The sequence below is a fragment of the Hyunsoonleella sp. J2K-J805 genome (assembly GCF_057167125.1).
The window spans coordinates 3209453-3232984 of sequence record NZ_CM169901.1; the positions used below are offsets into that span (position 1 = coordinate 3209453).

The 23532-nt window shown below is 35.9% G+C and carries 13 protein-coding genes; 7 read left to right on the plus strand and 6 right to left on the minus strand.

Features of this window, described 5'->3' with window-relative positions; translation table 11 throughout:
* Positions 1 to 2: 2 nt before the first annotated feature.
* Positions 3 to 1880 (plus strand): NADP-dependent phosphogluconate dehydrogenase, encoded by a 1878-nt coding sequence (gene gndA, locus AC1B0Z_RS14150; RefSeq protein ID WP_483792732.1) that lies wholly within the window; start codon positions 3 to 5, stop codon positions 1878 to 1880.
* Positions 1881 to 1882: 2 nt separating this feature from the next.
* Positions 1883 to 3229 carry a GntP family permease gene (locus AC1B0Z_RS14155; protein WP_483792733.1) on the plus strand — a complete coding sequence of 449 codons (1347 nt, stop codon included), beginning with the start codon at positions 1883 to 1885 and terminating at the stop codon, positions 3227 to 3229.
* Positions 3230 to 3463: 234 nt separating this feature from the next.
* On the opposite strand, the gene AC1B0Z_RS14160 is transcribed toward AC1B0Z_RS14155, so the two are convergent.
* The 6 genes from AC1B0Z_RS14160 to AC1B0Z_RS14185 all read right to left on the minus strand — a co-directional run bounded on the left by AC1B0Z_RS14160 (position 3464) and on the right by AC1B0Z_RS14185 (position 15546).
* Positions 3464 to 4186, minus strand: a complete 723-nt coding sequence (locus tag AC1B0Z_RS14160) for a hypothetical protein (RefSeq protein ID WP_483792734.1) — start codon at positions 4184 to 4186, stop codon at positions 3464 to 3466.
* Between the two features lies 1 nt (position 4187).
* Entirely contained in the window at positions 4188 to 7511 is a 3324-nt protein-coding gene (locus tag AC1B0Z_RS14165) for an alpha-amylase family glycosyl hydrolase (protein ID WP_483792735.1), read from the minus strand.
* Between the two features lie 73 nt (positions 7512 to 7584).
* The gene (locus AC1B0Z_RS14170; RefSeq protein ID WP_483792737.1) at positions 7585 to 9810 is read right to left on the minus strand and encodes a SusE domain-containing protein; all 2226 of its coding nucleotides are present in this window, start codon (positions 9808 to 9810) and stop codon (positions 7585 to 7587) included.
* A 24-nt stretch (positions 9811 to 9834) separates the two neighbouring features.
* Positions 9835 to 10968, minus strand: a complete 1134-nt coding sequence (locus tag AC1B0Z_RS14175) for a SusE domain-containing protein (protein WP_483792738.1) — start codon at positions 10966 to 10968, stop codon at positions 9835 to 9837.
* A gap of 19 nt (positions 10969 to 10987) precedes the next feature.
* On the minus strand, positions 10988 to 12589 hold the full coding sequence (locus AC1B0Z_RS14180; protein ID WP_483792739.1) for a RagB/SusD family nutrient uptake outer membrane protein: 1602 nt from the start codon (positions 12587 to 12589) through the stop codon (positions 10988 to 10990).
* 11 nt (positions 12590 to 12600) lie between these two features.
* Complete coding sequence (locus AC1B0Z_RS14185) at positions 12601 to 15546, minus strand: SusC/RagA family TonB-linked outer membrane protein (protein WP_483792740.1); 2946 nt, start codon at positions 15544 to 15546, stop codon at positions 12601 to 12603.
* A 248-nt stretch (positions 15547 to 15794) separates the two neighbouring features.
* Here AC1B0Z_RS14185 and AC1B0Z_RS14190 point away from each other — a divergent pair, with 248 nt between their 5' ends.
* From AC1B0Z_RS14190 to AC1B0Z_RS14210, 5 genes are all read left to right on the plus strand, one after another.
* A complete protein-coding gene (locus AC1B0Z_RS14190; RefSeq protein WP_483792742.1) occupies positions 15795 to 16868 on the plus strand; it encodes a LacI family DNA-binding transcriptional regulator in 1074 nt (357 codons plus the stop codon).
* A gap of 162 nt (positions 16869 to 17030) precedes the next feature.
* Positions 17031 to 18398: an MFS transporter gene (locus AC1B0Z_RS14195; protein ID WP_483792744.1), complete on the plus strand. Its 1368-nt coding sequence runs from the start codon at positions 17031 to 17033 to the stop codon at positions 18396 to 18398.
* 3 nt (positions 18399 to 18401) lie between these two features.
* A complete protein-coding gene (gene pgmB, locus AC1B0Z_RS14200; protein WP_483792746.1) occupies positions 18402 to 19100 on the plus strand; it encodes a beta-phosphoglucomutase in 699 nt (232 codons plus the stop codon).
* Positions 19072 to 21381, plus strand: coding sequence for a glycoside hydrolase family 65 protein (locus AC1B0Z_RS14205; protein ID WP_483792748.1), 2310 nt, complete (start codon positions 19072 to 19074; stop codon positions 21379 to 21381). The genes pgmB and AC1B0Z_RS14205 overlap by 29 nt, the downstream gene beginning before the upstream one ends.
* A 29-nt stretch (positions 21382 to 21410) precedes the next feature.
* On the plus strand, positions 21411 to 23528 hold the full coding sequence (locus AC1B0Z_RS14210; RefSeq protein WP_483792749.1) for a glycoside hydrolase family 97 protein: 2118 nt from the start codon (positions 21411 to 21413) through the stop codon (positions 23526 to 23528).
* Positions 23529 to 23532 lie beyond the last annotated feature (4 nt).

Genomic DNA, 23532 nt, shown 5'->3' on the forward strand with positions numbered 1-23532 from the left:
GTATGATTGTTATAGTTATGGGGGTAAGCGGGTGTGGCAAAACTACAATTGGTAGTCGTTTATCTCAAAAAACTGGTATTCCTTTTTATGATGCTGATGATTTTCACCCAAAATCTAACATCGATAAAATGACACGAGGAAATTCTTTAAACGATGATGATAGATTGCCATGGTTGGAGTTATTGGCTGATAATATTTTAGAGTGGTCATCCAAAAATGGAGCTGTATTGGCGTGTTCAGCGCTTAAAGAAAACTACAGAGTTATTTTAGCTTCTAAATACACTAATATTATTTGGGTATACTTGTCTGGAAGTAAAAACTTAATTAAAGAAAGAATTGAAGCGAGAAGCGGGCATTATATGAATTCCGATTTACTAAACTCACAATTTCATGCTTTGGAAGTTCCAAATTATGGCATTCATATAAATGTTTCAGAGACACCAGAAAACATTATTGATACAATTATTCTAAGATTAAAAGATATGAATACCTCATTTTTTGGTGTTATTGGTTTAGGAGTCATGGGAAGCAGTTTAGCCTTAAATATAGCAGAAAAAGGCTATGCCCTATCAGTTTATAATAGAATTTCTCCAGGAGAAGAACACATACTTTCTGATTTTATGGGAAGCGTAGAGGCTAGTACGAATGTTAAGGGGTTTAGTGAACTGAAAGCATTTGTTGCATCACTACAAAGGCCTAGAAAAATTCTTATCATGATAAAAGCAGGAACAGCTATTGATAAGGTTATCGAAGCATTATTACCACTTTTATCAGAAGGGGATGTAATTATTGATGGCGGTAACTCGCATTATCTAGACACCAACAAAAGAAGCAAATATTTAAGTACTAAAAAGGTGCATTTTGTTGGTTGTGGTGTGTCTGGAGGAGAAGAAGGCGCAAGAAAGGGGCCGTCGATAATGCCAGGAGGTAATACAAAAAGTTATGCTTTAATAGCACCAGTTTTAGACGCCATTGCAGCAAGAGATAAAAACAATACCCCTTGCAGTACACATATTGGTAAAGGTGGTGCAGGACATTTTGTTAAAATGGTACATAATGGTATTGAATATGCTGAAATGCAATTATTGGCTGAAGTTTATGCTTTACTATCACTAACAAAAACCAATGCCGAAATTGCTGAGCTATTACAAAAATGGAATAATACCGATTTATCGAGCTACTTACTAGAAATTACTATAAATATTCTTCAAACAAAAGAAGGCGATACCTATATATTAGATACCATATTAGATAAAGCCGGGAATAAAGGTACAGGTTCTTGGTCTACAAAGGCCGCATTTGATTTAGGGGGAGTAAACACCATGATGGCCTCAGCAGTTTTTGCACGTTATATCTCGTCTTTCAAGTCGAAACGAGAGCAATTATCTAAGCTTATAGAAACGCCGTCAAATACCATAGAATCAATTGATTTAACAGCTTTAGAAAAAGGGTATCGATTTGCTAGAATAATGAATCATTTTCAAGGTTTTGAATTGATGAGGTTAGCATCAGAAGAATTTGATTGGGAATTAAACCTAGCTGAAATTGCGCGAATATGGACTAATGGTTGCATTATCAGATCAGAATTTATGGAAAGATCAATACATATTTTCAAAAACAATGAAAGCTATTTAGACGATAAAGGTATTTTGGAGATTTTAATTTCTGATGAAAAACATATTAAGGATTGTATCATCTATGGTGTATCTCACCGAATAGCTTTTGACACATTTTGGTCGGCACATAACCATTGGGTTGCACTAACCACCGAAAACTTACCTGCAAATTTAATACAAGCTCAGCGCGATTATTTTGGAGCTCATACTTATGAACGTATTGATGCTCCAGAGGGACAATTTTTTCATACAAATTGGTATTAATTATGATAGATTTTTCTCTTTTAATGTCTGTTTTAATAGGAGTTGCATTATTGCTAGTTCTTATTTTACGATTTAAAATACAAGCGTTTATTGCGTTACTTATCGCGAGTATCGTTGTTGGTGTATTAGCAGGTATGCCTCCTTTAACCATTGTTAAAACCATGCAGGAGGGCATGGGGAATACATTGGGTTTTGTTGCTGTTGTTGTTGGATTGGGAGCTATTTTTGGTGCTATTTTAGAACATTCTGGAGGCGCAGAATCTTTGGCAACTTATTTGTTAGGAAAGTTTGGAGAAAAACGATCATCTTGGGCATTAATGCTAACAGGTTTTGTTGTTGCAATTCCTGTGTTTTTTGACGTGGCCTTTATTATTTTGGTGCCAATGATATACGCCTTACAAAGAAAAACAGGCAAATCATTATTGCTTTACGGTATCCCTTTATTGGCAGGTTTGGCAATTACACATGCATTTATACCACCAACACCTGGACCAGTAGCAGTTGCAGATATTTTAAAAGCAGATTTAGGTTGGGTAATTCTTTTTGGATGTATTGCAGGTATTCCAACAGCTATAGTTTGTGGCCCTATTTTTGGAAAATATATTGCAAAACGAATACAGATTGATGCACCTCATTTAGATGAAGTGGTAGAAAGGGAAAAAAATACACCACCTGTTAGAACCATAATTAGTATCATAATAATTCCAATTTTTTTAATTGTTTTAAATACAGTAATTACAAGTCCATTTTTCCAAAACTATAATATTCCAGAAAGTATACTAGAATGGGTAGGTATGATAGGACATCCATTTTCGGCTTTAATAATAGCAAATCTTATCGCATGGTATGCATTAGGAGTAAAAAGAGGGTTTACAAAACAACAGCTTTTAGATATTAGTACAAAATCTATGGGGCCTGCTGGAATTATTATTTTATTAACGGGTGCTGGAGGCGTCTTTAAGCAAATGTTGGTAAATACAGGAACAGGAGAAATGTTGGCTAATTATTTTGCCGATAAAGGTGTGAGTATTATACTATTTGCGTTTTTATCAGCAGCTTTAGTCCGTATCTTACAAGGTTCTGCTACTGTAGCTATGATTACAGCTGCGGGACTTACGGCACCGCTTTTAGTAGATTCTATTTCAGAGCCTCAAAAAGCGTTAATGGTTATTGCTATTGCATCTGGCGCAAGTATTTTATCGCATGTTAATGATAGTGGGTTTTGGCTAGTTGGTAAATATCTAGGATTATCAGAACAGCAGACTTTTAAAAGTTGGACAGTTATGACAACACTGTTGGCTTTAATTGGTTTTGTAAGTACTCTTATTTTGTCAATGCTATTTTATTAGTCTATTGCTTCGAATTTTTACGATTCTAATATTGTCAAGTTCGATATTTTTTCTCAATACTCTACTAAACAAAACGTCAGCCTATATTGGTCGCAGATTTTTTGCTTTATTATAATGAAAAAGGGCTTCAATATGTTGAAGCCTTTCTTATGGTATAAGTTTATTTCAAACTAATAACCCAACTAAACTAAACAAACTAAACTTCATACCTAAAATAAATAGGCATAAATATCATTATTCAACTGAGAAACCAAAGATTTGTGATTCTGAGTTGTTATTTTGATCATCATAAGTTATTACGCGCCAATAATAAGTGCTGCCAGAGGCTACATTCACACTAAAGTTAGTGTTGCTAGTTGTTGTAACTTTATTAACTGGCGGGCTTACTGTACCAAAGAGTATATCGTACTCGTTGATATCATTATCCACGTCACTTCCATTCCATTCTAGTAATACAGATGTAGTTGATGCGCCTAATACTTGTGAAAGCTCAGGAGAAACAAGTTCTGCAGGAAATGGTGCGTACGACGATGTAGCTTCGCCTGCATTATAAAATTTCCAAGTTGGACTCTGTGCGGTTTCACTTCCAGAATTTTTGGAAACTACGTACCATGAATAGGGAGTGCCTCTTAGAATGGTTACACTTCTTTCTGAAACGTTGGATGTGTAATTCTGCGTGTTCTGCGTATTCAAGTTTTTCACAAATAGTTGATACGATGTTGCATTGGTTGCATCATTCCAATTGAAAACAATTGTACTTTCCGTACTGGTAAGATTAGAACCAGTGGTACACTCAGAATTTTGCTCAGGAAAAACTAAAGTTGCTGCACTAGGGGGATTCACTTTATCAGGGTCAGGATCAGGATCTGGGGTGTCATCGTTACCGCCACTACTGCAATTTAGAATAAAAAAGCAAAGTGCTAAACTTCCGAAGATATATATAATTGATTTTTTCATTTTAATTCTTAATAATTTTAAAACTTTTACTCATCGATTCCGTAGATATTCTCAAGATATATATGCCTTTAGAAAAATTATAGGTATCTATGTTTAAACTAGGTGTGCTGCTATTCGTATAGAAAACTTTATGTCCTAAAATCGAATAAATTTCAACAGAAGCCGTATCATTTTGAACATTACCAAAATAAACATTCAGATTATTGGTAAATGGGTTTGGAGAGGCTATAAGGCCATCACCATAAAAAATTGTTTTTTGAAATTTTCCTTGACAATCCTTATCGGTTTTCACAACAATTTTATTTTCTCCAAATTCCAGCGGTAGCTCAATAGTAGATGAGAAAGTTTCAGTTTTAATACCATTTATACTAATAGAGTAAGAGTCACCACCATTAAGATTTAATGTAACGCTATTTTTAGATTCTAAGATTTTTGAGGTAACAGATAAATCTTCTGGCTCTGTAATGGTAACGTTAAAGCACTGTTCGTAATCGGCTTGACCCTCAACAGTAATACAAACACGGTAGTCACCAGCTTCCAAATCAGATTTGATATAGGTGGTTGTAAAATTATCCGAGTTATTTAAACCATTTCCTGTAATTGTTGCAGTATAGTTTAAATTCTTTTGAGCTATAATGTCAATTACGCCATTATTACTGCTTCTGCAGGTTTCATTTGATACTTGTAGTCTAAAATTATCTACTGGCAAGACGAAAATTTCGCAACCATTGGCATCAACCGTCGCCCCTAAAGGTGTATTGGGACAGGAGTCTTCGGCATTTATAACGCCATCACTATCTAAATCATTGGGGTCAATAACAGGTTGTGTTCCATAAACACGATATTCTCCTGGAGCTAAGGATATAGATGTGGACACATTATTAACCTCATGAGGTGCGTTGTAATTAAGTAAACGATACCAAGTACCGGTTTTAGAAAAATTTGGGTTAACAGATTTTTCAACCAAATCAAAATTAGCAATCACAACAACGTCAAAGTCTCCAACATTATCATTTAAAGTGATGCGTTTTACCAAACCATCAAGGCTAAAAGAAAAATCATCGGTGTTGAATGTAGATGGATAATCAGTTTTCAATTTGATCATTTTTGCTGTTACGTCATATAAATCTAAGCGATCTTCATCGTCATCATAATTTAAAGTCCATGCTACTGGTTTTCTGTCTAATCTGCAATTCCCGTTTGTAATATCATTTTCGCAATTAATACTCTTATCATAACCTAACTCTCCAAACTGCCACAACATTTTAGGTCCTGGAACGCTATAAAAAATAGCTGTTGCAGCTTCAATCCTGTCTAAAGCCGTTTGAAAATCTTTAGTGTCATGCTCTGTATTGGAATTACCGTTGTTAAGGTTCCTCACCATTAAACGTTCTTCGTCATGACTTTCCATATAGCCAACTATATGTGGATTATTCCAGTTACGCTCAGTATACGCCAACCAAGACACATCAGCATTTGAAGCAAATCCCATAGTATTTTGGTTAAAATCATGGTTTAAGTTACCCCATAACATAAATCCGTAGTTAGCTAGAGCAGTTTCTTCTGTGTTAGCTGCAAAATGCTCTAAAATTAAATAGGCGTCAGATGATACGTTGTTCCAGATATAATCGGCATAATCTTCTAGAATAGCTACCCTTGAAGCATCAAAATTGCCCCAAGCACCTACATTGTCGGGGTTGTTGGTTTGTGTAAAGCCTTTTGATAAATCAAATCTAAATCCATCTACTTTAAATTCTTCAATCCAATATTTTAATGTCTGTTTTACATAGGTTTTGGTATACTCACTCTCATGATTAAAATCGTAACCCACATTAAATGGATGTTTAGCATCTGGATTTAGCCAAGGGTTGTCTGCTGAAGGTTTAAAGTTTGCACTATCCCAATACATTTGTGCCAACGGACTTTGACTAAACGCATGGTTATAGACTACATCAAGGATTACGGCAATACCTCTTTCGTGGCAAGCATCCACAAACATTTTGAAATGATTTTGAGTTCCGTAGTATTTGTCGAGCGCGCCATGAAATGACGGATTATAGCCCCAGCTATCATTGCCTTCAAATTCGCTAACAGGCATTAATTCTATGGCGTTAATGCCTAAGTTTTCAAGATAGTCTAAATGCGTCATCGCAGAAATAAAAGAATCATCTTCTGTAAAGTCGCGAATTAGCATCTCGTATACTACAAGATTTTCTTGATCAGGTTTTGAAAACGAATTTACTTGCCAATTATAAGGTGTTTCATTAAATTGAAATATAGACACATTACCTGAAGTCATCCCCGAAGGATAACCCATCAAGTTAGGATAGGTTGTGTCTGGTATAAATTGATCGTTATTTGGATCAAGTATTTTTTTTGAATATGGGTCTGCTACTCTTAAGCTGTAATCGATATAATATTGGTAAGCATACTCTGTATTTGAATCCAATCCGCTTAAGGTAAGCCAAAATACATCGCCATCCTTTTTCATTTGATATGTTGGATTTAACTCCCAATTATTAAAACTTCCCAGTAGAAAGACATCAGATTTTAACGGAGCTTGTAGCATAAAGGTTACCGAACCATCATTATTTTTATTTAAACCATATTCTAAACCAGCAGGAGCAGTTTCATTTTGAGTTGGTGTTTTTACATAAACTGAAATAGTTTCTTCTTTTGTTTCTCCTCCTTGAAGCGCAGTAGCATTTATTGTGAATGCACCAGGGGTAGTAAATGTGTATGATGAAGATATACTTGTGCTTGCGGTCTCAGTTGCTATTGAAGTATTACTTACCTTAAGTTCTAAGTCTGCAGATGTACTAGATTCTGCTGTTATTGTGATGTTATCGTTTAAATCAAAAACGTCATCGTTTGAAGGATTGGTGATAGTTACGTTTAAGCCAGCTTCAAAAATTTCGATAAATAAATCAGGTCTTGATTGTTGATTGCCATCAGCATTTCTAAAAACTATAGCGATATTTGTTACGGTTTCTCCTGCACCCACATTGTAGAATGAATTGATACTTGGTGTGATAGCAAGTTCGTAAGTATTTGAAGTTAAACGAGTTAATTTAGGTTGTGTTGTATTATTTCCCCAAGAACCTATAACGTGTTTCCAATCTGTATTGCTTGAAGATGTTGAAGTTAATACACCTGTATGTGCATAAACATCACCATTATAGCCTTCTAATTCTGAGCCTGTGGCATCAAAAGTAATAGTAACTGCATTTTCTGCGGTTGGTATAGCTGGATTTGTAGAAACAGATTGTGAGTACCCAAATGAGAATAAACAAACAGTTAAAAAAACCAAAATTTGTTTTTTCATAGTAAGCATTTTTTTAAAAGATTGAAATAATAAAAGGACTGTAAACACAGCCCTTTTATTAATAAGATAGCATTTACTCTAAGGTAATTGTTTTGTTTACTGTATCAATAGTGAGTAGATAACTGCCCGTAGTGCCTAAGAACGCAAAGTTGTTATCTCCATCCATGGCATCCATAAAATTGCTATCAATAGTATATCCATCATTTCCAAAGTATGGGAAATTATAGCTTGGTGAACTCCATTCTAAAGTGGCATCAGTAAAGAATCTAAAGTTATTATCTGCGCCATTATTGTTTTGAAGGTTTACAGTTCCAGAATAAACCCCTTCACCCATGCATGGCAATTGTACTGGAGAAGTCCAACCCCAACCAGCATCTGGTACGCCAGCACCAACAATCCATAGTTGGTCTAATTCACAAACAGCAACTGGAGTTAAGGTTATCGTTTTTGTCATGGTATCTATTGTTAACCTATATCTGCCAGATTGACCTGTAAAAGCAAAGTTATTGTCACCATCCATCTTATCGGCAAATAAATCGTCAATAGCGTAACCGTCGTTACTGAAATAAGGGTAATTGTAACTAGGTGAACTCCATTCTAAACTAGCGTCGGTAAAAAATCTAAAGTTGTTTTCATCACCAGCGTTATTTTGAAAGTTTACTTCTCCCGAATATACGCCATCACCAAAGCAAGGTAATTGTACAGGTGAAGTCCAACCCCAGCCGGCATCAGGAACTCCGGCACCCACTAGCCATAATTGATCAAACTCACATGCAATAGGTACTAATGTAATCGTTTTTGCTGTGTCGTTAATAGTTAAAATATAATCTCCTGTAGTTCCAACAAATGCAAAGTTGTTATCCCCATCCATCGCATCCATAAAATTACTGTCTATGGAATAACCAGCGTTTGCGTAATGAGGAAAATTAAAGCTTGGTGAACTCCATTCAAGACTTCTATCTGTAAAGAATCTAAAATTGTTATCTGCACCATTATTGTTTTGAAGTCTTACTGCACCAGAATACACTCCATTACCTGTACAAGGTAATTCCACAGGAGAAGTCCAACCCCAACCAGCATCAGGAACACCAGCTCCTACGAGCCATAATTGGTCATGCTCACAGTTTGGTCCTGTTCTTGCATCACCTAAGGTAATTGTTCTGTTTTCTGTATCAATTTCTAAGTAATATAGACCTGCAGTACCAACAAATAAGAAGTTAGAGTCACCATCGTTGGCATTTTGGAAGTTATTGTCAATAGTGTAACCTCTATCTTCATAATAAGGGAAGTTCTGGCTTGGTGAAGCCCATTCTAAGGACGCATCCGTAAAGAACCTAAAATTACCCCCATTATCAGGTGATAAGTTAACATTTCCACCATATTTGCTTCCTGATAACGTTAATTCCACAGGAGAAGTCCAACCCCAACCAGCATCAGGAACTCCAGCACCAACTATGTATAATATTGGAGGAAGTACAATGTCGTATGGCGTTACTGTAATAGTTAATCCATCTGAATAACGCACCATATCTCCACCTGACAATGTAATAGAGGCTTTGACTCTAACATCAAGAGATCCAGCTTCTTCAGCTGTTAGACCAGAATTTAAAGCAGCTTCATTTAACTGCTCATGACTTAAAGTCATACTGTTCTCATCTAAATCGCCTTCAGGTTCTATCAAAAATACTGTAGCGAAACTTGTCCCAGCTTCTGAAAACTCTAATGCATAAGACACATCAACAGTTGTATTTTCTCCAAAATCAGGGTCATTCCATGTAATTGTCATTGCAGCGTCAGAAGGAGCAACGTCAGATAGAACAACTGCAAAATCAGCATCAGGACTTGTAATTACAGGTGGAGTTTCAGCATAGGACGATACGCTAAAACTTACTATATTAGAAACTAACGATTCAGTTGATATTCTTACAAAAACTGGGAAAGGTTCAAATGCTTTAACACCAGCACCAATAACGGCATCATTGAATTCAGCAACAGTCATACTAAACCTGTTCGTACTTGAAGAGCCTAAAGTCATTGGGTTTTGGAATTCAAGAGGATCGGTAGAAATTTCTACTGTATAGTTAGCTCCTGCACCGCTAATTTCATCTTCCCATACAATAGTAAATGCGGGGTTATCTGGCAACTCTGGATTCAAATTTATATTTGAAATTGACGGTTGTAATAACTCAAAGACCGCCTCTGGAGTTGTAATTTCTAAGGTTTCTTCTACTTCACAAGAGGTAAATGCTAATATTGCCGTTAGTAAAAGAAAACCTATTTTGTTTATAATTGATTTCATTTGTCTTTTATTATTTCGTTAGTCTTATAAGTTTAATGGTATAAGGATATAACGACCAGTTAAGGTGTTAAACCAAACATCATAATCATCTTCTACAATCACAGGAATTGCAGCACCACCGTCTGTAGCAACTCCTGAGAAGCTTGTTTCATCGCCCCAAGTAGCACCTGTGTTGGTTAAAAATGAAATCTCACCCGGTGTTAAGCGAATTCCTGCTGCATACCAAATATGTCCATCAAAGTCTAATTGTGTCATCGCAGTTGTTGAAACACTTGAACCCTGAATACTCATACCAGAGAATATCGTAGCTCCAGAAGCGTCAAAGGGATTTATGGTATACATATCTGTGGAAAAGTTTATAGTGAATTCATAATATCCATCTGATGGTACGCCAAAACGACCAGGATCACCATCCTGCGTAGCTGGATTTCCGGCAATTTCACCACTAGTTTTTATTTCGTCTTCACCTTCATTATCAGTTACGCCCCATTGAGGCTGCCAAAGCCCTCTTGATTCAAGCACTTTAAATCTACCATCATTAAAATCTCCTCCACCTTTTGTAAAGAAACCGGTATAATAATATAAATTAGGATTGTCTGCGTCTCTAAACAGAGGTGGGTTATTAGCATTATTGTCCCAGCCTGGTGCAGTACCATTCCCAACCAAGTAATAATCGTTAAAGACGTAATTAAAGAATGGAAAAACTTCAACCTGTAATGTGTTAGAACTAATAGACTCACTATTTTGAGTACCCAAAGAAGCCACAATTCTTGTGTATAATGTGCCCCATTCAAATGGATTTAATCCTGCATTACCTGCTGCTGAATTTAATTCTCCAACTGATAAGGTAATAGCATTTGTTCCCGTAACGCTAGTTGCGGTTGTTGGATTTGTAAATGCTTCGTCTATCGCGAACTGCACTGCATAGTTTACTGCTGCTGGTTGTCCGTAATCAGACTCAGACCAGTTAAGTGATACAGCAGGATTACCCGTATTAGTAGCGTCTAATTCTATTTGGGTGATTTGTAAATCTGATAGAACGGGTGCGCTAGGTGCTGATGTTGTGAATATTGTTGAATCGTCATCACATGAGCCTAGGCATAGTAGAACTAACCCAATCATGCAAAGCACTGATATTCTTTTTAATGTTTTCATCATCTTGTTTATTATTTAGTTTTTAGTACCCGGGGTTTTGCATTAAATTTGGATTTGCAGCCATACTTCCTACGGGAATAGGGTATACATCAAAGTGTTGAGGTATTGCTATACCACTACTTCCATTTCCTTTCCATGCCCAGTTATAATTACCGCCAGTATATCTGCCGTATCTTATTAAATCTTGTCTTCTGTGTGCTTCCCAGTGTAACTCACGAGATCTTTCATCTAAAATAAAATCTAGCGTTAAATCTCCAGAAGAAATTGTGTTAGGGTTGTTAGCTCTAGTTCTTAAATCGTTAATGTATCCAACTGCAGTAGCAACGCTTCCGCCACCACCTCTTAGATGTGCTTCTGCATACATTAGGTATACATCTGCTAATCTGTAAAGCGGGAAATCGGTATCAACAAAAGTCTTATCAACGCCGAAACCTCCTGTAGATGTCGCGTTAGAGTACTTTTGGATGATATAACCTGTGTCTCTATCAGAAATATCAGGAATATTAATAGGTCTGTCTGCTGAAATAAGTGTATTTCTATCATCACTAGCGAATGAGCCATCCCAAAGTTCTGCGAATTCTGGCCTTACTCTTAGAGCTCCACCCCAACCCTCGGTTCCAACACCTACAGGGTCACCATTCTTTTCTAAACTTCCTACAGAACCGTTGATCATTACCGTAGTAGGGCCAAAGTTTTGCGTGGTAGTACCATCAGATACTATTGGGAAAATAATTTCTTTCGTAGCAGAATTGGTGTTATTATCTGCCATAAAATTATGAAGATAGTTATCAGCTAGCTCATAGCCTCCAGAAATAATCGCCTCACAATAGCTTATACAGTCACTATATCTATTCTCACCAATATAAACTTCAGCATTCAAATAGATTTTTGCTAAAATCATTTGGGCTACACCTCTATCAGCTCTCCCATATTCATTTTGTCTTGCGGCTACTAATACGTTTTCAATATCTCTTAATTCTGATTCTATGAAAGCGAATAGTTGCGCTCTATCATAAACTTCGGGCAGAGAATTAATCGGTGTAGTTTCATCGGCAAAATTTGCTTTTCCAAATAAATCCATCAAGTAATAATAAGCCATAGCTCTCATTAATCTTGCTTCGGCTCGGTAAGCTACAATCTCACTTCTTGTAGCATCTGAAACCCCTCTAGAATCTAATTTATCATCGGTGGTTTCTCTAAGGAAGTTATTAGCTAAAGCCACTGATAAATGTGCTCTACTGAACATGCCTAGTAACAAAGGGTTTTGAGCAGTCCATATATTACGTTGTAATTCTCTTGTTCCTGGATCGTTCTCGTAAGACCATATCATTTGGTCAGCAGCCAATGTTTGGGTGTATAATAATACACGACCGAATTGACTCGTTCCTGCATCGATATTCTTTAAGTTAGAACTACCGGCTCCATCTGTTCCTGTTAAAGCTAAGTTTGCATAAATACCTGCTAACACTTGCTTGTAAGCTGCTTCATCTTTGAAGAGCTCTTCACTCAAAACAGTTTGATCGTCGTTTGGTACAATATTCAAATCATCAGTACAAGACACTAAGGTCGCGATGAAAAGCAATACTAAACCAATTGTTTTGTGCATTTTAAATCTTGTATTCATAGTTAATTTTTTTAAAATTTAATGTTTGCGCCTACCAATACGGTTCTTGGTCTTGGGTAAACCACATTGTCGATTCCTAACGTTAATGTTAAGTCTGAATCGTTATCGGTAACTTCAGGGTCTACGCCGCTGTAGTTTGTAAGCACAAACACATTTTGTACACCTCCCCAGATTCTAACACTTTTTAGCATTTTAGAGATGTCGTTAAATGTATATCCTAAAGTTATGTTATCCATTCTTAAAAAGGATGCATTTTCTACCCAAATGTCTGAAATAATAACATCAGCAGTTCTTTGGAAATTGGTATCCAAAACGCTTGTTGGAATGTTTCCTAGTACAGCATTGTCTAACAATAATTCGTATTGAGATCTTGAGGACTGTACGTTATTATAAACGTAGTTTCCAAGATTTGCTCTTAGGTTAAACGCAAAATCAAAATTCTTATAAAAGACGTTAGATTGGAAACCAAAAATAGCATTTGCTCCAGGGTTTTCCTTTACGTATCGGTCGTTATCATTTATTACGTTATCACCATTCAAATCGGCATAAGCACCTTCAATTGGGGCGCCGTTTGTATCATATAATTGTTTGAATACATAAAAAGAATTAGGAGCTTCTCCTTCTCTGTGGATTTGTATATTGTTTCCTGTTCCACCGCTAATACCTCCTGTTCTTACATCTTGCCCAAGTGCCAATTCCTTAATTTCTCTATCAAGCAGAGTCGCATTGAAGTTGAAATCTATTTTCCAATCATCATTTTTAATTACATCTGTGTTTACTGAAAATTCCAAACCTTGAATTTGTAATTCACCAATATTTTGTACAATACTATTTGTGAAATTTGCGCCATCAGGGACAGCGGCTGTAAATAGCAAGTCTGTCGAATTTTTCTTAAAAAAGTTAAGAGTTCCCGATACTTTATTATTAAAAAGTCCATAATCAATACCAAATTCTAAAGTTGCTGTTTCTTCCCACTTTAAATCTGGATTTATTTCTGATGCTATTAAAGATTGAATCACTTCATTGCCAAATTGGAATTGAGAGTCTCCTCTTCCTCCTCTGTAACGATTTAAGAATACGTCCCTTTCTCCTACATCTTGTTGACCAGATATACCATAACCAGCTCTTAGTTTTAAGTTAGAGATAACTTTGGAATCTTTCATGAAATTTTCATCGCTAATGGTCCAAGCAAAAGCGGCTGCAGGGAAATCCCCCCATCTGTTATTCTCGCTAAAACGTGATGTCCCATCTCTTCTATAGGTTAATGTCAATCTATATTTATCATCTAAAGAGAAATTGGCTCTACCAAAAAAACCAATCAATACAACATCAGGATCAGCATAAAAATCATCAACACTCAATGGGTCTGTAAGGTTTCTACCATTTTTACCACTATTGGTAAATCTTTGATATGAATATCCTGCTGTTAAATCTAGACCTATATTGTCAAAATCTTTTTTATAGTTGAGATATCCATCCAAAAGTTCGTTAGTGCGTTCTTGCGTGTTTTCTCTACGTTCTCCCAAGAACAAAATATCTTGATCAGTCGTAGCTTGTAACCTATCTCTACTATCAAAACCTTTAGCATTGGTTCTGTCATAACCCAAGTTTACTACTGCTCTCAATTCTGGTAAAAAGTGGAATTTATAATCAAAATTTAAGTTACCAAATAATCTATTGGCATCACCCAAATTTGTGCGTTGTAATAATTGCGCAACTGGGTTAGTTGTGCCATTTGCTACTTGAGTACCATTTCTGTGTTGGTAAAAGCCACCAAAAGGAGAGCTTGCATCAAATACAGGTTGTGTTGGGTCGTAACGCATTGCAGCACCAATTTGTCCTGCATCAGCAAAACGGTTGTCCTCAAATGCAAAATTAGCATTTAAACTAACTTTAAGGTGATTGTCAAAAAACGCTGGATTTAATGCCAAACTTAAGTTGCGTCTTTCGAATTTTGATGTTTGCAAAGCCCCTTCTTGATCTACAACACCAAATGTAAATCTAGCAGGTAATACTTTAAATAAAGCACCTTGCATCGTTACATTGTGTTGAGATGAAACGGTATTTCTAAAAATTTCATCTTGCCAATTTGTATTGGCATTACCCAATAAGCTCTCGTCTATGGTTGTGCCATTAATAGGTTGCGATGCTACTAATTGTCTATAAGCATCTGCAGAGAATACATCAACTGTATTGGTAACTTCTCCAAACATAAATTGCGTATCATAAGTCGCACTGAATTTAGACTTTCCCTTTTTAGTTACAATGATAATTACACCGTTTGAAGCTCGCGAACCATAAATAGCGGTAGCCGAAGCATCTTTTAAAACAGAAAATGAATCAATGTCATTTGGGTTGATGGAGGCTAAAACACCTCTAGACCCTGTAACACCATCATTCGAGATTGGTAATCCATCAATGACAATCAATGGGTCATTTTTACCATTAACAGAAGCCCCACCACGAATTCTAATTTGTGATCCAGAACCTGGAGCACCACTGGTATTAACACTAACACCTGCAATACGACCGTTTATCAAGTTTTCAGGAGTTACAATGTTACCCTTTGTAAATCCTTCTGAAGTAATGGCTTCAACTGATCCGGTTGCATCTTTTCTGGTAGTAGTACCATAACCAATAACCACTACCTCATCAAGTTGGGCAGTATCTTCGGCTAATTGTACATCTAAAGTAGATTGACCAGTATAAGTGATTTGTTGAGAGGCATAACCTACATAGGAGAAGACGATAATATCGCCATTATTTGCTGCAATCTGATAATTTCCATCAAAATCCGTAGTGGTTCCAGTGGTTGTGCCTTTTATAATAACATTAACCCCTGGAAGAGGGATGGAAGTGGATTGTTCAGTTACTGTTCCGTTTACAACATTTTGCCCAAATAAAAATATGGGCAAAACCATCATAAAAAACAGTAATTTTTGAGTCTTTGTTTTCATACAGTTTTGTTAAATTAATGTTCTAATTAGTCAGTTTATATTTTCACTCCTCACATCAAAACTATGTAAACAAATTGTTAAGAAATAATTTTAGATTACGAAAAATTCAACGAAAACGTTTTCGTGTTGACAACTTTTTAATTTTTTGACCTTAAAATAAGAAATTCATATTTATAAGTCAACTAGAAAAGGGAATTACAATACATAAAACCAAAGATTATTTCTTATTTTAGATTGAAAATTTGGGCATGAAGAAAAAGATAACATTAAAGCAAATTGCAAAAGAGTTAGATGTCTCTGTATCAACGGTTTCTAAAGCATTGAGCAATAGTAAGGAAATTAGCGAAGATACTACCAAGAAGATTCAGGCCTTTGCAAAACTTTATAATTACAGGCCCAACAACATTGCCCTTAGTTTAAAAAACAGGAAAACTAAGACTATCGGTATTCTAATACCTGAAATAGTACACCATTTTTTTTCTACGGTGATTAGGGGTATAGAACGGGTGGCAAATCGTAGAGGCTACAATGTTATTGTGGGGCTTTCCAACGAATCGTTTACCAAGGAAATTATCAATATGGAAATGCTTGCAAATGGTAGTATTGATGGGTTTATTCTATCCATTTCTAAGGAGACATTATTGAAGCAGGATTACCATCATTTTAACGCCACGATAAATCAAGGCATGCCCATTGTGATGTTTGATCGTGTGGTTAATGAAGTGGATTGCGATAAGGTAATTGTTGATGATTTTAACGGTGCTGTAAAAGCAGTAAAAAAATTGGTTGAAAAAGACTGTAAAAACATTGCCTTAATTACAACTATGGATTATGTGAGCGTGGGCAGGTTGCGGACTCAGGGGTATCTTGAGGCACTTCAAAATAGTGGTTTTGAGCCCGATTCAAATTTAATTTTAAAGATAGATGACAGTTTGGATGTTGAAAATCATGTAGAGGTTTTAGAAACTGAAATTGCACATTTTTTCAAGTCAAACCCTAAGATAGACGGGGTATTTGCAGTAAACGAATTGTATGCTGTTACTGCGATGAAAGTAGCCAGAAAACTTGGGTTAAGCATCCCTGATGATATGCAAGTGATTGGGTTTACCGATGGCGTACTTTCTAAGCATGCTACACCTAGCTTAACCACAGTAAGTCAGCATGGTCAAAAAATGGGAGAACAAGCCGCTAATTTATTAATAGAACGCCTTGAGGCAGAGGATACTGAAGCCGAACAATACTTTACCAATAACGACCAAAAACGTGACTTTATAAAAGTGGTTATTGAGACCTCTATTATTGAGCGAGAATCTACTAAATAGTTTCGTAGAGCTTCATTGCTAAAAAAGATGTATTAGGAAAACCGAAATTCTTTTCTATCTTTGATTTGAAATCAAAACTTATATTTTTACTTCTCACCTAAGTTTTGGTAAGATATACACAAGTATCGCTTATCAAATAGTATTAATTTAACATACTATTTAATGGAAAAGCGTAGATTAAGTTTCTGGGAAATTTGGAACATGAGTTTCGGTTTCTTGGGAATTCAATTCGGGTTTGCCCTTCAAGGAGGCTTTATGTCTCGAATATTTCAAACTTTAGGAGCTGGTCATGATGACATTCCGTTATTGTGGATTGCAGCACCATTAACAGGTTTAATTGTTCAGCCGATAATCGGTTATATGAGCGATAGGACTTGGCATTCAAAGTTGGGAAGAAGGCGTCCGTACTTTTTGGTAGGGGCAATTTTAAGTTCAATAGCCTTGTTTTTTGTGCCACACTCTCCTGTGTTATGGATGGCTGCTGGTTTTTTATGGATACTTGATGCATCTATTAACATCTCAATGGAGCCTTTTAGAGCATTGGTTGCAGATAAGTTACCAGAATCTCAACGGTCTTATGGGTTTGTAGTACAAACATTGATTATTGGCATTGGAACTTGGGTTGCGAGCAACTTACCATGGATGGTATCTCAACTTGGAGTTAGCGATTCTGCACCTCAGGGTGTTGTACCTATGTCTGTTAAAGTTGCATTTGCAATTGGTGCTTTTGTCTTTTTAGTAAGTGTACTTTATACCATCTTTACAACGTCAGAGTATCCTCCCGAGGATATGGAGGAATTTGAAAAAGATAAAAACAAGAAAAGTTCTTTCATATCTGATATTGTTAATAACGTTGGGAACATGCCAGTTACAATGAGAAAATTAGGCGTAATTCAATTTTTTTCTTGGTTTGCGTTTTTTACAATGTGGAGTCTTGCTAATCCTGCTTTAACAGAACATGTTTTTGATGCACCTGCACCTATTGAAACAAATTATAATTTAGAAATACCTGAACAAAAAGAAGCATTTGACGTAGCAAACACTACATTCCAAAAGGCTTCAAATCTTGTGGGGTCTGCAATGGGTATGTATGGATTGTCATCAATGGCATTTGCTCTTCTTTTAACCTTTTATACGGCAAAAAAGAACATAAATAGGAAGTTTGTTCACATGGGGTCACTCATTTTGGGTGGTATAGGATTTTTAGGCATGTATTATATTTCAAATTCTGAGTATTTAAAATACTGCTTCATCTTAGTAGGAATATCATGGGGAAGTATTTTGTCTATGCCTTACGCTATGTTATCCAGTTCAGTAGATCCCAAAAAAATGGGAATGTTTATGGGTATTTTCAATATGTTTATTGTGATACCTCAAATAATAGCTGCAGTTGGAGGTATAAATTACATTTCTGCACTTATAGGAGAAGAAGCAATCAATGCTATGATAGTTGCTGGTGTAAGTTTAATTATTGCTGGTTTATGTAATTTTTTAATTACTGAGAAGTCTGCAATATCATATCAATCTTAATAAATGAACAAAACAGGAGTCATATTCGATTTAGATGGTGTTATAGTTGATACGGCTAAGTATCACTATTTGGCATGGAAAGACCTTGCAGATGAATTGGGTTTTGAGTTTACCGAATCACACAACGAACTATTGAAAGGCGTAAGTCGCGTACGATCTTTAGAAATTTTGCTGGACATAGGTAATGTGGAACTTTCCGAAGAAAAAAAGCAAGAGTTTTTGATAAGTAAAAACGAAGAGTATCTCAAGTATATCTACAAAATGGGGCCTGAAGAAATTCTTCCGGGAGCAAGTGGGCTTTTAGATACTTTGGATGCTTTAGGAATTCACTATGTTTTAGGTTCGGCAAGTAAAAATGCGCCTTTAATTCTAAAGCAGGTAAATCTATTCAATCGATTTGCTGGCATAGTTGATGGTAATAGTGTTTCAAAAGCAAAACCAGATCCAGAAGTATTTCTTATCGGTGCTCAAAAACTAAATCTTAAACCAGAACAATGCATCGTTTTTGAAGATGCGATTGCTGGTATTGAAGCAGCAAATAAAGCAAACATGATATCGGTAGGTATTGGAGATGCAAAAACACTCCATGAAGCTGATTTTAATTTTAATAATTTAACTGAATTACCTCAGGATTTCTTAACTAAGGTTATTTCAGAAAAAATATCAAATAACAATGAACCAAGATTATATAAAACCAGATAATTGGTCCATCATAGAAGAAGGTTTTGATGCAAATCGTGTCAAATCTTCCGAAAGTATATTTAGTATTGGTAATGGTGCTATGGGGCAGCGTGCCAATTTTGAGGAGCAGTACTCTGGCGCCACATTTCAAGGTAGTTATATTGCTGGAGTGTACTATCCCGATAAAACACGAGTGGGCTGGTGGAAAAACGGCTACCCAGAATATTTTGCCAAGGTGCTGAATGCACCAAACTGGATAGGAATTAACGTTCTTGTAAATGGCGAATCACTGGATTTAAACTCTTGTAAATCTGTTGAAAATTTCAAAAGAGAATTGAACATGAAAGAAGGTTGGCTCTCAAGAAGTTTTTATGCCACTTTACCAAATGGTATTCAAGTTGAGGTATTTACAAAACGATTTTTGAGCTTGGATTTAGATGAGGTTGGACTAATTAATTATGAAGTAACACCTTTAAATTCTGATGCTGAAATTATTTTTCAACCGTATTTAGATTCTGGTATTACTAATGAAGATACCAATTGGGATGATAAGTTTTGGGATACCACCCATGTCAGTCATTTAAACAATCAGGCATTTATAGAGGCAAAAACTATGAAAACGGATTTCCATATTTGTACGTTTATGGAATCCAAAGTTTATATTTCCAATAAGCCAATTATAGTTGAACATAATGTTACAGCAGATTCTAATCATGTATCATTTAGTTACGCCTATCCTGTAAAAAAAGGTGAAACATACAGTATTCATAAGTTTGGTGGATATACTGTTGATAGGTATCATGAGAAATCTAAATTAGTCAAAGCTGCTAAGCAAGTCTTAAAGACAGCGACTAAAAAAGGGTTTCATAAATTATTGGAAGACCAAAAGAAAGCTTGGGCCAATATTTGGGAAATGGCAGATATTACCATCGATGGTGATGTAAAAGCGCAACAGGGGATTCGCTTTAATATTTTTCAATTAAATCAAACCTATTTGGGTAAAGATTCTAGATTAAACATTGGGCCTAAAGGGTTTACTGGGGAGAAATATGGAGGTAGTACCTATTGGGATACTGAAGCCTATTGTATTCCCTTTTATATGGCGACTAAAAATCAAAATGTAGCGCGAACACTTTTAGAATATCGTTACAATCATCTAGAAAAAGCCATTGAAAATGCTGAAAAATTAGGTTTTAAAAATGGTGCTGCTTTGTACCCAATGGTAACGATGAATGGTGAGGAGTGCCATAATGAATGGGAAATTACCTTTGAGGAAATTCATCGAAATGGTGCTATTGCCTTCGCTATTTATAATTACCATCGCTTCACTGGAGATTATAGTTATATTCCCGAAAAAGGACTTGAGGTTTTAATTGGAATTGCTCGTTTTTGGCAACAACGCACCAACTTTTCTACAGAAAAAAGTAAGTATGTTATTCTTGGCGTTACAGGGCCAAATGAGTATGAAAATAACGTAAATAACAATTGGTACACCAACTACTTAGCAAAATGGTGTATCGATTATACGCTTGAGCAAATTGAAAATGTTGAGGCAAACTATGTTTCAGACTTTTCGAGGATTGCCAAAAAGGTTAAGCTTACAAAAAAGGAATTGGCGCTATGGAAAGCAGTTTCAGATAATATGTATTTCCCATATTCTGAAAAACATCAAGTGTATTTGCAGCAAGATGGGTTTTTAGATAAGGAATTAATTTCAGTTGAGGATTTGCCAAAATCCGAACGACCCATAAATCAAAAATGGAGTTGGGACAGAATATTACGATCACCATATATAAAACAGGCTGATGTATTGCAAGGTTTCTACTTTTTTGAGGATCAATTTGCAGATGAGTCATTAGAACGTCATTTCGATTTTTATGAACCTTTTACAGTACATGAAAGTTCGCTTTCGCCATGTGTACATAGTATTCAAGCTGCTAAATTGGGAAGAATGGAGCAAGCCTACAAATTCTATTTAAGAACCTCCAGATTAGACTTAGATGATTACAACCACGAGGTTCATGAAGGATTACACATCACATCAATGGCTGGTACATGGATGAGTATTGTAGAAGGTTTTGGCGGTATGCGCGTTAGAGACGGAAAGTTGTCTTTTTCTACAAAAATCCCAAAGCAATGGAAGGGATATTCTTTTAAAGTCAATTTTAGAGACCATGTTTTAAAAGTAAATGTTACCCAAGAACAAACCTATTTTGAAATGTTATGTGGTGAAGCATTAGAGATTTTATGTAATAATAAACCTCTGGTTTTAGAAAGTAATGTGTTAAAAGCAGTGAGTTAAAAAACAGATTGAAAAATAAACCATTAGTTATGAGATTCTTTTTCATTATAAATATGATGTTGCTGTTGTCGTTGTTCAATTGTAGTAACGCACAAGAGTTACAATCTCCAAATGGCGACTTTGCTATGCAGTTTACTCTGGGAAATGATGGGCAACCCACCTATCAATTATCTTATAAAAACCGAGAAGTGATTAAACCTAGTCACCTTGGTTTAGAGTTGAAAGATGACGAAAAATCCCTCTTAGATGATTTTGAAATTATTGATACCAATACATCAACCTTTGATGAAACTTGGCAACCTGTATGGGGAGAGGAAAGTCAAATTAGAAATCATTACAACGAATTGGCTGTTACCCTGAAGCAAAAAGGAACAGATAGGTTAATGTTGATTCGGTTCAGATTATTTGATGATGGTTTAGGATTCCGATATGAATTTCCACAGCAAGATAATCTGGTGTACTTCGTAATTAAAGAGGAGCGTACACAATTTGCGATGACAGGAGATCATACCGCACATTGGATTGCGGGCGATTACGATTCTCAAGAGTATGATTATACAAAATCTCGACTTTCAGAAATAAGAGATTTGTTTGATAGTTCCCGTCAAAGCAATGCATCGCAAACCGAGTTTTCAAAAACTGGAGTGCAAACAGCTTTGATGTTGAAAACCGATGATGGCTTATACATTAATTTGCATGAAGCAGCATTAATCAATTATGCATGTATGCATTTAGATTTAGATGATAAAACCATGATTTTTGAATCGCATTTAACTCCTGACAAAAATGGAGATAAAGGCTATATGCAAGCGCCTTGTAATTCGCCATGGAGAACCATTATGGTAAGTGACGACGCAAGAGATATTTTAGCGTCTAGAATAACATTGAATTTGAATGAACCTTGCGCCATTGAAGACACCTCTTGGATTAAGCCTGTAAAATATATTGGTGTTTGGTGGGAAATGATCACAGGTAAAAGCTCTTGGGCATATACTGATGAATTGCCTTCGGTACAATTGGGTATAACTGATTATTCTAAAGTAAAACCAAATGATACACATGCTGCAAACAATACAAAAGTAAAACGCTATATCGATTTTGCTTCAGAACATGGATTTGATGGTGTTTTGGTTGAAGGCTGGAATGAAGGTTGGGAAGATTGGTTCGGGAAATCAAAAGATTATGTGTTCGACTTTGTAACACCTTACCCAGATTTTGATGTACAAGGAATTCACGATTATGCCAAGTTAAAAGGTGTAAAAATGATTATGCATCATGAAACTTCGGGTTCAACTAGAAACTACGAACGCCATTTGGATATGGCCTATCAATTTATGAAGGACAATGGGTATGATGCAGTAAAAAGTGGCTATGTAGGAAACATAATTCCTAGAGGAGAACATCATTACAGTCAATATATCATCAATCACTATCAATATGCATTGGAGAAAGCTGCTGAATATCAAATCATGGTTAACGCACACGAAGCGGTGCGCCCTACAGGAATTTGTAGAACATATCCAAATTTAATTGGAAACGAATCTGCAAGAGGAACAGAGTTTCAAGCCTTTGGGGGCTCTAAACCAAATCATGTTACGGTATTGCCGTTTACAAGGTTAATTGGTGGCCCCATGGATTATACACCTGGGATTTTCGAAATGGATATCAGTAAACTAAACCCAGATAATAATTCACATGTAAATAGCACACTCGCAAACCAATTGGCACTGTATGTTACCATGTATAGTCCTTTGCAAATGGCTGCAGATTTACCCGAGAATTATGAACGGTTTATGGATGCTTTTCAGTTTATAAAAGATGTAGCTATAGATTGGGAAGAAAGTAAATATTTAGAAGCAGAACCTGGAGATTATCTTACTATTGCAAGAAAAGAAAAAGGTAGTGATAATTGGTTTATTGGAAATGTAAATGGCGTTGAGCCACGACAATCCACAATCCAATTAGATTTCCTAGACAAAGGCAAAAAATACGAAGCTATTATTTATGCAGATGCTAAAGATGCGCATTACAAAACTAATCCGCAGGCATATTCCATAAAAACCAAAAAAGTGTCTAGTACATCAAAACTAAAACTATGGTCTGCTTCTGGAGGTGGATATGCGATAAGCATGAAACCAATTAACTAAAATT